This is a genomic window from Streptomyces niphimycinicus (genome assembly GCF_018883605.1).
Taxonomy (GTDB): Bacteria; Actinomycetota; Actinomycetes; order Streptomycetales; family Streptomycetaceae; genus Streptomyces; species Streptomyces niphimycinicus.
Genome location: NZ_JAHLEM010000418.1, coordinates 1 through 10,700, shown reverse-complemented (window position 1 = coordinate 10,700; position 10,700 = coordinate 1). Strand labels below are relative to the sequence as shown.

At 72.0% G+C, this 10,700-nt stretch carries 10 protein-coding genes and 1 pseudogene; 6 read left to right on the top strand and 5 right to left on the bottom strand.

The window, feature by feature from the left end:
* On the bottom strand, nucleotides 1-544 hold a 544-nt coding region (locus tag KN815_RS31255; protein WP_253209350.1), incomplete at its 3' end, for an ROK family protein.
* Nucleotides 545-635: 91 nt separating this feature from the next.
* The gene (locus KN815_RS31250) at nucleotides 636-1,070 is read right to left on the bottom strand and encodes a type II 3-dehydroquinate dehydratase (protein WP_043236498.1); all 435 of its coding nucleotides are present in this window, start codon (nucleotides 1,068-1,070) and stop codon (nucleotides 636-638) included.
* 226 nt (nucleotides 1,071-1,296) lie between these two features.
* Here KN815_RS31250 and KN815_RS31245 point away from each other — a divergent pair, with 226 nt between their 5' ends.
* The 3 genes from KN815_RS31245 (at nucleotide 1,297) to KN815_RS31235 (ending at nucleotide 4,435) form a co-directional block, all read left to right on the top strand.
* The gene (locus KN815_RS31245; protein WP_216345225.1) at nucleotides 1,297-2,463 is read left to right on the top strand and encodes a DegT/DnrJ/EryC1/StrS family aminotransferase; all 1,167 of its coding nucleotides are present in this window, start codon (nucleotides 1,297-1,299) and stop codon (nucleotides 2,461-2,463) included.
* Entirely contained in the window at nucleotides 2,460-3,584 is a 1,125-nt protein-coding gene (locus KN815_RS31240) for a Gfo/Idh/MocA family protein (protein WP_216345224.1), read from the top strand. Before KN815_RS31245 ends, KN815_RS31240 begins: the two co-directional genes overlap by 4 nt.
* Nucleotides 3,585-3,739: 155 nt before the next feature.
* Nucleotides 3,740-4,435 (top strand): HAD-IA family hydrolase, encoded by a 696-nt coding sequence (locus KN815_RS31235; protein ID WP_216345223.1) that lies wholly within the window; start codon nucleotides 3,740-3,742, stop codon nucleotides 4,433-4,435.
* Nucleotides 4,436-4,690: 255 nt separating this feature from the next.
* Here the strand turns inward: KN815_RS31235 and KN815_RS31230 are convergent, their stop codons facing one another.
* Both KN815_RS31230 and KN815_RS31225 read right to left on the bottom strand, forming a co-directional pair.
* The gene (locus tag KN815_RS31230; protein ID WP_216345222.1) at nucleotides 4,691-5,323 is read right to left on the bottom strand and encodes a sigma-70 family RNA polymerase sigma factor; all 633 of its coding nucleotides are present in this window, start codon (nucleotides 5,321-5,323) and stop codon (nucleotides 4,691-4,693) included.
* Between the two features lie 182 nt (nucleotides 5,324-5,505).
* Nucleotides 5,506-6,201 carry a hypothetical protein gene (locus KN815_RS31225; protein WP_216345221.1) on the bottom strand — a complete coding sequence of 232 codons (696 nt, stop codon included), beginning with the start codon at nucleotides 6,199-6,201 and terminating at the stop codon, nucleotides 5,506-5,508.
* A 239-nt stretch (nucleotides 6,202-6,440) separates the two neighbouring features.
* On the opposite strand from KN815_RS31225, the gene KN815_RS31220 reads away from it, so the two are divergent.
* Together KN815_RS31220 and KN815_RS31215 are read left to right on the top strand one after the other, a co-directional pair.
* Entirely contained in the window at nucleotides 6,441-7,952 is a 1,512-nt protein-coding gene (locus KN815_RS31220; protein WP_216345220.1) for a PepSY-associated TM helix domain-containing protein, read from the top strand.
* 54 nt (nucleotides 7,953-8,006) lie between these two features.
* Nucleotides 8,007-9,059, top strand: coding sequence for an NAD(P)/FAD-dependent oxidoreductase (locus KN815_RS31215; protein WP_216345219.1), 1,053 nt, complete (start codon nucleotides 8,007-8,009; stop codon nucleotides 9,057-9,059).
* A gap of 297 nt (nucleotides 9,060-9,356) precedes the next feature.
* Here the strand turns inward: KN815_RS31215 and KN815_RS31210 are convergent, their stop codons facing one another.
* Nucleotides 9,357-9,848: a chymotrypsin family serine protease gene (locus KN815_RS31210; protein WP_308403686.1), complete on the bottom strand. Its 492-nt coding sequence runs from the start codon at nucleotides 9,846-9,848 to the stop codon at nucleotides 9,357-9,359.
* A gap of 181 nt (nucleotides 9,849-10,029) precedes the next feature.
* On the opposite strand from KN815_RS31210, the pseudogene KN815_RS31205 reads away from it, so the two are divergent.
* A pseudogene (locus KN815_RS31205) lies at nucleotides 10,030-10,700 on the top strand (histidine kinase); the annotation flags it as partial.

The window sequence follows — 10,700 nt, the reverse complement described above, 5'->3', positions numbered from 1 at the left end:
GCAGGGTCGCCGGGCCCGAGGCCGCCGCCTGGACGCAGCCGCGCCGGCCGCAGTCGCACAGCGGTCCATCGCGGTCCACGACCAGGTGGCCGACTTCGCAGGAGCCGCGGCCCACGCCGGGGACGGGCTTCCCGTTCAGCACGATGCCACCGCCGATCCCCGTACCGACGCCGAGGTAGAGCAGATCCGGGCAGCCGGCCTCGTGTGCTTCGGCGAGGGCGGCCAGATCGCCGTCGTCGGCGCAGCGCACCTCGGCGTCGCCGAAGAGCGCGGACAGCGCGCCGCCCAGGTCCACTCCGGTCCAGCCGGGGCGGCCGGGCCAGGCGGTGACCGTGCCGGCGGCGTCGAGGGTGGCGGGCATCGCGACCCCGACGCCGGTGAGCCGCTCGGGGTCACCGGCGCATAACTCCGAGACGTGTCGCGCCAGCAGATCCAGGTCGCGGGTGGGGTCGACGGACGTCATGGCGTCCGCACCGTCCGGCTCGGCCCAGCGGAAGGAGGATTCGCTGATGCTCAGGTCGTCGTGTTCGAGGCGCAGCGCCACCTTGGTGCCGCCGACGTCGATTCCCAGATGACTGATGGTCGCCTCCCGGCTCGTCGGCCTTGGCGGTGTGGAGTGACGGCGGAGTGGCCGCTCAGTCCGGCACCTTCTCGAGCAGGGCGCGTGCGGCGAGCCGGTATCCCAGGGCGCCGAGCCCGAAGATGACGCCCGCGGCCAGCGGCCCCGTCACCGACTCATGGCGGAACTGCTCACGGGCCCAGACATTCGACAGATGCACTTCTATCCAGGGCCGCGGATAGTTGGCCAGTGCGTCCCGAAGACCCCAGCCGGCCATCATGAGCGCGGCCGGATTGATGATGGCGCCGACCGTGTCGTAGTTCCCCTGAATGGTGCGGATGATCTCCGCTTCGCCATCGAACTGGTAGGAATCCACTTTCCAGCCGCGCTCCGCGACCTCTTCTCCGACCCAGCGTTCGATGTCCTGAAGCGTATCCGTGCCGTAGATCTCGGGCTGTCGCTTCCCGAGTATGCCGAGATTCGGTCCGTTCACCAACAACAGCCTGCTCAATGCACACCTCGCCATGTGGGGTCGGCTGAATTACAGCGGCTCATCACGGAAGTGCATTTATAGCACGGTGCCCTTGGCCTCGGCCCGAGAGCTTGGTCAACTCCGTTTTTAAGGGGGCTGTAGGGGGGCCCTGAGGGGGAATGACGTTTGCCCCGTCGGCCGGTTAGCGTGCTAATGCGTCCGCCGCGGACCTGCCTCCATAACGCATTAAGGGAGTAGGGAAATCATGAGCAATGATGTGCGCCTGGGATCCGAGCTGCCCGCCTGGCCGCAGTATGGCGACGAGGAGCGCGAGGGCCTCATTCGGGCCCTGGATCAGGGGCAGTGGTGGCGTATCGGGGGCGGTGAGGTCGACGCCTTCGAGGCGGAGTTCGCCGCGGCCCATGGCAGCGAGCACGCCCTCGCGGTCACCAACGGAACGCACGCGCTGGAGCTCGCCCTGGAGGTGCTCGGCATCGGCGCCGGCACCGAGGTGATCGTTCCCGCGTTCACCTTCATCTCGTCCTCGCAGGCCGCGCAGCGGCTGGGCGCGGTGGCCGTTCCCGTGGACGTCGACCCGGACACCTACTGCATCGATCCATCGGCGGTCGAAGCGGCCATCGGCCCGCGGACCCGCGCCATCATGCCGGTGCATATGGCGGGTCAGATGTGCGACATGGACGCGCTGGGCAAGCTGTCCGCCGACTCGGGGGTGCCGCTGATCCAGGACGCGGCCCATGCCCACGGTGCGCAGTGGCGCGGCAAGAAGGTCGGCGAGCTGGGCTCGGTCGCCGCGTTCAGTTTTCAGAACGGGAAGCTGATGACCGCCGGTGAGGGCGGCGCCGTGCTCTTCCCCGACGCCGAGATGTACGAGCGGGGCTTCGTCCGGCATAGCTGCGGACGTCCGCCCACCGACCGCGGCTACTTCCACCGCACCTCGGGCTCCAACTTCCGGCTGAACGAGTTCTCCGCCTCGGTGCTGCGCGCCCAACTCGGCCGGCTGGCGGACCAGATCACCACGCGTGAGCAGCGCTGGCCGGTGCTGAGCCGGCTGCTCGCCGAGATCCCCGGTGTCGTACCGCAGTCGCGTGACGACCGCGGTGACCGCAACCCGCACTACATGGCGATGTTCCGGGTTCCCGGCCTCACCGAGGAGCGCCGCGCGAAGATCGTCGACGTGCTCATCGAGCGCGGAGTGCCCGCGTTCGTCGCCTTCCGCGCGGTCTACCGTACGGACGCCTTCTGGGAGATCGCGGCGCCGGATCTCACGGTGGACGAGCTCGCCCGCCGCTGCCCGCACTCCGAGGCGCTCACCCGCGACTGCGTATGGCTGCACCACCGGGTGCTGCTGGGCAGCGAGGAGCAGATGCACGAAGTGGCCGCCGTCGTCGCCGACGTGCTCGCGGGCTCATGAGCGCCCCGTCCGTCGGCGGGACGCCGATCCGGACCGCCGTGGTGGGGCTGGGGTGGGCGGCCCGCTCGATCTGGCTGCCCCGGCTCCGCGGCAACCCCGCCTTCACCGTGATCGCCGCGGTGGATCCCGACGAGCGCGGCCGCGCGGCCGTCGCCGAGACGGAGGGCGCCGACCGGCTGCCGGTGCTGGCGGCGGTCCACGACCTCGATCCCGCGGAGGTGGACCTGGCGGTGGTCGCGGTGCCCAACCATCTGCACTGCGAGGTCGCCACCGAGCTGCTGGCCAAGGGCATTCCGGTGTTCCTGGAGAAGCCGGTGTGCCTGACCTCCGAGGAGGCCGAGCGGCTGGCCGCCGCGGAGCGCTCCGGTGGCGCGGTGCTGCTGGCCGGGAGCGCGGCGCGCTACCGCGCCGATGTGCGCGGGCTGTACCGGGTCGCCGCCCGGCTGGGCCGTATCCGCCATGTCGAACTCGCCTGGGTGCGGGCGCGCGGCGTACCCGACCGGGGCGGCTGGTTCACCCAGCGGTCGCTCGCGGGCGGCGGGGCGCTGGTCGACCTGGGCTGGCATCTGTTCGACATCGCGGTGCCGCTGCTGGGCACCGCCGCGTTCCGGCATGCCATCGGCACCGTGTCGTCCGACTTCATCACCCAGCGCTCCTCGCGGGCCGCGTGGCGGGGCGACGACGCCGGCCCGGTGCTCTCGGGCGGCACCGATGTGGAGGACACCGCGCGCGGATTCCTCATCACCGACGACGGCCGTTCCGTCGTGCTGCACGCGAGTTGGGCCTCGCACGAGGCACTGGACACCACGCGCGTGACGATCGACGGCAGCGCGGGCAGCGCGACCTTGCGCTGCACCTTCGGATTCAGCCCGAACCGCCTCGAGAAGTCCACCCTGACCCGCACCGTCGACGGTACGACCCGTCCGGTGGCGGTACCCACCGAACCGATCGGCACCGAGTACGACCGGCAGCTCGACATGGTTCCCGCGCTGCTGCGCGACCCGGCGGGGCGGGGCCGGGTGATCGAGGAGGTCCGCCGGACCATCGGCGCCATCGAACGGGTCTACACCTCGGCCCGGATCCCGCAGGAGCTCCGGGAGTCGGTGTCGGCGCCGGTGTGACCGCACCGGGCGGCCCCGCCGCTTCTCCCGGCGTGCCGTCGCCATCGCCTTCTGCGAACGGACCCTGAGACTCGAACCGCCCCTGATACCCGGACCGCCCCCGAGACCCGGGACCGGCGGTCCGCCGAACCGGCCCGCACCACGGGAGTGTTCAAATGACCAGCCATCCGATCAGTCACGGCGACCCGCTCTCCGGCGCGGGTACCGCCCCGATCACCTCGGTGGTCTTCGACCTCGACGGTGTCCTCGTCAACAGCTTCGCGGTGATGCGCGAGGCGTTCACCCTCGCCTACGCCGAGGTCGTCGGCGAGGGTGAGCCACCCTTCGAGGAGTACAACCGGCATCTGGGCCGCTACTTCCCCGACATCATGCGGATCATGGGTCTTCCGCTGGAGATGGAGGCCCCGTTCGTCCGCGAGAGCTACCGGCTCGCCCACCTGGTGGAGATGTTCGACGGTGTGCCCGAGTTGCTGTCGGAGTTACGCCACCGCGGGCTGCGGCTCGCCGTGGCCACCGGGAAGAGCGGCCCCCGGGCGCGTTCGCTGCTCGACACGCTGGGCATCCGTGACCAGTTTCACGTGGTCCTCGGCTCGGACGAGGTGGCCCGGCCCAAGCCCGCGCCGGACATCGTGCTGAAGGCGATGGACCTGATGGACGCCGACCCCGACCGGACCGTGATGGTCGGGGACGCGGTGACCGACCTGGCCAGCGCGCGGGGGGCCGGGATCACCGCCGTGGCGGCGATGTGGGGGGAGACCGACGAGAGGACCCTGCTCGCGGCGGAGCCCGATGTGATCCTGCACAAGCCGTCCGAGCTGCTGTCGCTCTGCCCCGAGGTGACGGCTCCGTAGAGCCGCGCGCCACGTCCGTACCGATGCCTCCGCCCGGGCCCGGAACTCGAGCCGCTGCTTGCCGGAACGACATCTGGTGTGCGTCGGGCGAGGGCGAATGTGGTCGGCCACTGATCGAGGCCCGCTCCCTCGTACGACACCTGGCCGGGCGAGGGGTGGCGGTGGCGGTGGCGGTGGCGGTGGCGACGTACGGGACGCGGCAGGTGACGGCCGTCGATGGGCCGCCACCCGCCGCGTCCCGCATCGTCGTTGGGCTCAGCCCGCCAACCGCGCGGGTTCCGCGGCCTTTTCGGCCGCGGCCAGCAGTGCGCTGATGTCCTCACGGGCGCGGGCCACACGGGAGCGCACGGTGCCGATCGGGCAGCCGGTCGCGGTGGCGGCGTCCGCGTACGGCAGGCCGAGCACCGTGGTGAGGAGGAACATCTCGCGCCGCGCCGGGGCGAGCGCCGCCAGCAGGTCCATCAGCGCCACCCCCTCGTCGAACCCGGGAAGCCCGACGGGCTGCGCCCGTTCGGCCACCTCCTGCCAGTCGTCCGCCTCCAGCGTGCGGGGGCGGGCGGCGGCCATGCGGTAGCGGTCGACGACCACCCGGCGGGCGATCGACAGCAGCCATGTCCGGGCCGATGAGCGGCCGGCGAAGCGCGAGAGTCCGGTCAGCGCGCGCAGATACGTCTCCTGGGCGAGGTCCTCACAGCCGTGGGGGTCGGCGCTGAGATGGAGTACGAAGCGGCGCACATCCCGGTAGGTGGCGCGGATGAAGTGGTCGACCGCGTCGCGGTCGCCGTCTCGGGCGGCCAGCGCCCATGCGGTGACCTGGCGGTCGTTCGCCGCGGTGGTGAAGCCGTGCACGGCTCTCGTCGGTGCGGCGGGCAACGTGGCGGAAGGCATCGTCACACGTCCTTCGGTGGCGGTGAACGGCACGCCGGCAGGCGCCACCGGCCGCGCGAGGGCGCGGCGGGACGGCGAGGAGCCGGCGGTGCCGACGGATGGGGCCGACGCCGGGCAGGCGCCGGTACTCCGCCCGTCAACCGGCACTCACCCCAGGTCGGGGCGGGGGAAGGACGGGCGGTTCAGCGGACGGCGAGCCGCCTCGGTGGCCCTCTGCGGAGAATGACGTGCCGTAGCGGAACTCCGCGCGGCCGGCGGGCGAAGGCCGGTGCGGACGGCCATGCGGGCAGCGGAGTGGCGCCCGCGCCCAGGATGCGCAGGGCGAGGACGAGCGGGACGAACAGCAGGACCGCGAGGGCGCGGCCGAGCCGGAAGGCGGCCCGCTCGCCGCGCCACAGCCATAGTCCGCAGATCAGCGCGGCGAGCAGGTGGGCCGTGGCCATGCCCGCCCCGCCGGGGCCCGCCCAGGGCCACGGCAGATGGCTCATCGACGGCGCGGCGGCGGACATCGCGTCCCCGCCATGGTGCATATGACCCATGGCGCCGCCGCTCATCGGGGCGGCGCCCATGCCCCGCATACCGGGCATCCGGTCACCCATGGCGCTGCCCGCGGCGGGAGCGACGGTCGTCTCCGCGAACCGGAACGCCATGTGCAGGCCAAGTTGGGCGACCACCGTCGCACCGGTCACGACCAGCGCTCCGCGCTCGCGCCCGGCGACCCACCACGCGGCGGCCGTCGTCCCGGCGAACGCGGCGGCCACGGCCCACACCGGCAGGGCGTCGCTGGACATCACCGTGTGCCCGAGCGCGGTCACCACGACGCACACCGCCGCGAACACGGCGGCTCGTGCGAGACGGAAGGGTGGCCCGGCGGACATGGCAGCCATGGTGCCAGCCGCCGCCGGAGTGCGTGACGACGGCTCAATCTTCATCACGCCGGTGACAAGCATGGCGTGTGGGGCCACCCCTGAATGAACGCATGTGAGCCAGTGAATGAACGCATGTGAGCCAGCTCACAGATAGTGCCCGGAACTCAGCCGTGTGCGCGGCCGACAGCTCAACCGGCGGCCCGATACGCGTCCGCCTCCCGCCGTTGCCCCCGAGCCAGGAGCCGTCCATGTCCGCTGAACCGCTCGCCCCGGCCACGGGCGATTCCCCGGATGACGCCGCCGACAAGGAGCCACACTCCCCCGCCGAGGCCGAGGCCGAAGCCGAGTCGGGCGGGTCCGGGTCCGGGTCCGGCGGATCCGCATGGGCGGGCCTGCGGCCGCTCGTACTGCGGCTGCACTTCTACGCGGGGGTGCTGGTCGCGCCGTTCCTGCTGGTCGCGGCCGTGACCGGGCTGCTGTACGCCGGATCGTTCCAGGCCGAGAAGCTGGTCTACGCCCACGAGCTGCGCGTCCCGGTCGGCGACCGCGAACTGCCGATCTCCCAGCAGGTGGCGGCCGCACGCAAGGCCCACCCCGAGGGTGAGATCAGCGCCGTACGGCCCTCCCCCGAGGACGGCGCCACCACCCGGGTGCTGCTCTCCGGCGTCAAGGGCGTCGATCCCGACCACACATTGGCCGTGTTCGTCGACCCGTACACCGGGAAGGTGCGCGGGGCGCTGGAGCAGTACGGCTCCACCGGCGCCCTCCCGCTGCGTACCTGGATCGATGAGTTCCACCGCGATCTGCACCTCGGGCAGACCGGCCGCCTCTACAGCGAACTCGCCGCCAGTTGGCTGTGGGTCATCGCCCTCGGCGGTGTGGTGCTCTGGCTCAGCCGTCGCCGTAAGAAGCGCACGCTGCGGGCGGTCGCGCTGCCCGACCGCACCACCACCGGCCGCAGGCGCACCATGTCCTTCCATGGCGCGGTCGGGCTGTGGGTGGCGCTGGGGCTGCTGTTCCTGTCCGCCACCGGCCTGACCTGGTCCACCTACGCGGGGGCCAATGTGGAGGACCTGCGCGCCGCCCTCGGCCAGACCACCCCGACCGTCTCGGCCACCGTCGGCGGCGGCGAACACGCCGGACACCATATGGGCTCCGGCTCCATGCCGGGCATGGACATGGGCGGTACGGGCGAGGCGGCCGGGCACACCGCCGATGTGGGCCTGGACGCCGTACTGACGGCCGCCCGCGCCAAGGACCTGGACAACCCCGTCGAGATCGTCCCGCCCGCCGAGCCGGGCAGTGCGTATGTCGTCAGCCAGATCCAGCGGAGCTGGCCCGAGAAGCAGGACTCGGTGGCCATCGACCCGGCCACGGGCGAGGTGACCGACGTCCAGCGGTTCGCCGACTACCCGGTGCTCGCCAAGCTCTCCCGCTGGGGCATCGACCTCCACACCGGGAACCTCTTCGGCCTCGTCAATCAGATCGCCCTGGCCGCTCTCGCGCTCGCGCTGATCCTGCTGATCGTCTGGGGCTACCGCATGTGGTGGCAGCGCGGCCGCGCCTCCGCCTTCGGCCGCCCGATCCCTCGCGGCGCATGGCGGCGGGTACCGCTGTATGTCCTCCTCCCGCTGGCCGCGGCCACCGCCGTGATCGGCTACTACCTGCCCCTCCTCGGCATTCCGCTGGCCGCCTTCCTGGCCGTCGACATCGTCGCGGGCCAGATCGCCCGCAGGCGCGGCGCCACGCCCGCCGCCTGACCATCGCTTTGCCGCCTCGGCAACAAAGTTTGCACCCATGGTGGCCGGGTTCGCATGGTTGCCGTGGAGGTGGTCGACGTGACCGATGAGCTGAAGAACACCTATGACGTGGTGGTGATCGGCGGTGGCGCCGCGGGGCTGAGCGGGGCGCTGATGCTGACCCGGGCGCGGCGGTCGGTGGTGGTGATCGACGCGGGCGCCCCGCGCAACGCCCCGGCTTCGGGGGTGCATGGCCTGCTGGCCCGCGAAGGGATCGGGCCGGCCGAGCTGGTGGAGCGGGGCCGGGCCGAGGTCCGCGGCTATGGCGGCCAGGTGGTGTCCGGCGAGGTCGGCACCGTCACCCGGGAGGAGACCGGGTTCCAGGTGGCCCTGACCGACGGCCGGAGCGTCCATGCGCGCCGGCTGCTGCTGGCCACCGGGCTAATCGACGAGTTGCCGGACGTCCCGGGGCTGCGGTCCCGGTGGGGCCGGGATGTGGTGCACTGTCCGTACTGCCACGGCTGGGAGATCCGTGACCAGGCCATCGGCGTCCTGGGGAGTGGGCCGCTCTCGGTGCACCAGGCGCTGCTGTTCCGCCAGTGGAGCGACGATGTCACCTTCTTCCCCCACACCCTGCCGTCGCCGGCCGGTGAGGAGGCGGAGCAACTGGCCGCCCGTGGCATCCGCGTGGTGGACGGCGAGGTGGCGTCCCTGGAGATCGTCGATGACCGGCTCGTCGGCGTACGGCTGACCGACGGCAGCGTGGTCAAGCGCGAGGCACTGACCGTCGCGTCGCGGATGGTGGCGCGCACCGGCCTCGTCTCGGCGCTCGGACTGCGGGCGGTGGAGCACCCGAGTGGCGCCGGTGAGCACATCCCGTCCGACGCGACCGGCCGCACCGAGGTGCCCGGGCTGTGGGTCGCGGGCAATGTCACCGATCTGGCCGCCCAGGTCGGTGGCGCCGCGGCGGCGGGCGCGGTCGCGGCGGCCCAGATCAACGCGGATCTGATCGCCGAGGAGACCCGGCAGGCCGTAGCCGCCCGGGCGCGCGGCGAGGCACCGTTCTCCGCGGAGATGGAATCGCGGGTCTCCGAAGCGGTGTTGGGCGACCGCCGCCACGGGCTGTGACGGCGGCTCTCAGGGGCCATCGGCTGTCTCCGTCGCCGGGCCGGGACCTGCGGTGGGCGGTCCCGGCCCGGCAACGCGCCACAGGGCCGCCGCTGCCGGGAGCCGGGGCGGGAGGACGGAGGCCGGTCGGCGGACCTGCTGGCCGACATGGGCGGTGGCGGTCCCGGTGACATCGACCGTTCCCACGGTCCCGGGGTGCGGAACGGCCGTGTTGGCGTACCGGACGACGCCGTAGTCATTGCCCGGGAAGCTGGTGCCGGTCGTCGGGCCGACCGGGGTGGTCGCACCGGAGTCGGCTTACCAGGTGGGATTTCCATCGGTGCAGTGGCCGGCCGTGATGAAGTAGTACGTGGCGCCACTTTGCGCATTGACCCCCGCGGAGCAGCGCGTCCCCATGGAGGAGTAGATCCCGTCGCCGCCCGAGAGAAGGGTCCGCAGCGGCCCGTCGAGCCGCTCGACGGTGACGGCGCCGCGGAAACGGTCGGCGGTGCGGTCGAGTCTGGCCAGGTCGGCTCCCCGGACCGTGGTACCGACGAGGACACGCAGCGTTCCCGTGCGCTCGTCCACGGTCCAGGCCGTGCTCGGGACATCCAGGGATGCCACGGCCGAGGCGGCAGCGGACACGGTGGTCGACACAGAAGTGGACGGGGGTGGCGGCGGGGACGGGGCGGTGGGCGCGGAGGAAGCGGCCGCACTCGTGCCGACTGTCGCGAGGACTGCCGTGGCGAACAGACCGGACATCGCGGCGATCAGCCGACCACGTCTTCTGGTACGGCGTGCTGTTCTCACCCGAACCTCCTTGAAACGGCCGTCAGTTGGTCCAGCCGCCTCATTGTGCCCGCGTCCGGGCGGACGCGTAACCCACCTTCCCCTGCCGCCGAAAACCGCCCTTGATCAGCGCATTGATCGATCAAAACGATGTCGCACCCTCCTTCTCGCCTACGCCGAGGAGGATGTTATAAATGCCGATATGAGCCGATACGCCCGTGCGACCCGGAGTCGGCTGGGGCCCCGGTCGAAGGTGCGGAGCGTCGCCGGGCAGGCGTTCATCCTCCAGCTTCTGCTGACCCTGGTTCTGGTGGCCGCCGCAGTGGTGGCCGTAGCGGCGGATGCCCATAAACACAGCTCACTCGATGCCCGCCGACGCTCCCTCGCGGTGGCCGAGACGCTCGCGCACTCCCCCGGAATAGCGCGGGCCATCAGCCACGACAAGCCGACGGCGCAGCTCATCTCCCATGCGGAGGCGACACGGAAGGGCTCCGGTGTCGACAGCGTCGTGCTGTTCGACACTCATGGCATCCGCCTCACCCACCCCGAGGCGCCCATGATCGGCAAGCGGATCGTCGGACCGGCCGGGCTGGTGCGGGACGAGCTGAGCGGAAAGACGATCACGGAGACCTTCCGGGCCAGCCAGGGCCCGTCCGTCGTCTCGGCGGTCCCCGTCACCAATGCCGATGGGACCTTCATCGGCGGAGTGTCGGTCGGGGTCAAGGTCGCGAGCGTGAACAGCGCGGTGGACCACCGGCTGCCACTGCTGCTCGGCAGTGGTGCCGGGGCGCTGGCCCTGGCCACGGGCGGGACGGCGCTGATGAGCGGGCGGGTGCGGCGGCAGACCCATGGCCTGGGCACCGTGGAAATGCG

What these genes read in the sequence shown, in the direction of transcription:
- KN815_RS31245 (WP_216345225.1), top strand. Translation starts at nt 1,297, where the DNA reads ATGAGCAATGATGTGCGCCTGGGATCCGAGCTGCCCGCCTGGCCGCAG.
- KN815_RS31235 (WP_216345223.1), top strand. Translation starts at nt 3,740, where the DNA reads ATGACCAGCCATCCGATCAGTCACGGCGACCCGCTCTCCGGCGCGGGT.
- KN815_RS31220 (WP_216345220.1), top strand. Translation starts at nt 6,441, where the DNA reads ATGTCCGCTGAACCGCTCGCCCCGGCCACGGGCGATTCCCCGGATGAC.
- KN815_RS31230 (WP_216345222.1), bottom strand. Translation starts at nt 5,323, where the DNA reads ATGCCTTCCGCCACGTTGCCCGCCGCACCGACGAGAGCCGTGCACGGC.
- KN815_RS31240 (WP_216345224.1), top strand. Translation starts at nt 2,460, where the DNA reads ATGAGCGCCCCGTCCGTCGGCGGGACGCCGATCCGGACCGCCGTGGTG.
- KN815_RS31225 (WP_216345221.1), bottom strand. Translation starts at nt 6,201, where the DNA reads ATGTCCGCCGGGCCACCCTTCCGTCTCGCACGAGCCGCCGTGTTCGCG.
- KN815_RS31215 (WP_216345219.1), top strand. Translation starts at nt 8,007, where the DNA reads ATGGTTGCCGTGGAGGTGGTCGACGTGACCGATGAGCTGAAGAACACC.